Genomic DNA, 254 nt, shown 5'->3' on the forward strand with positions numbered 1-254 from the left:
GGAGGGCTGAATGAAACATTGGTTATTATTCTTTATTCCTCATTTCATCACTGAAGATGTCGTTTTCGAAGAGCGTGGTGATGGCTACTATCCTGTTTGCTGTGCTGAAGATGTGCAGGAAGGAGAATATTTTCCCTATGTGGGCACGATGAGATCAATAGCATTTATGAATAGGGGATATACCCCTCGGCTAATTGGCGAGTTACGTAAATTTACACCCCAGAGCAAATGATTCTGGGGTGGTGGGTATAAGG

General features: G+C 43.3%; 1 protein-coding gene. It reads left to right on the forward strand.

All coding sequences use genetic code 11. The features are described from left to right. Positions 1 to 10 precede the first annotated feature (10 nt). Positions 11 to 232, forward strand: coding sequence for a hypothetical protein (locus tag FE392_RS19555; protein WP_319931808.1), 222 nt, complete (start codon positions 11 to 13; stop codon positions 230 to 232). Positions 233 to 254: the final 22 nt, after the last annotated feature.

The sequence above is a fragment of the Xenorhabdus santafensis genome (genome assembly GCF_033949405.1).
Classification (GTDB): Bacteria; Pseudomonadota; Gammaproteobacteria; order Enterobacterales; family Enterobacteriaceae; genus Xenorhabdus; species Xenorhabdus santafensis.

Coding starts and splice junctions, on each gene's coding strand:
- FE392_RS19555 (WP_319931808.1), top strand. CDS start 11: ATGAAACATTGGTTATTATTCTTTATTCCTCATTTCATCACTGAAGAT.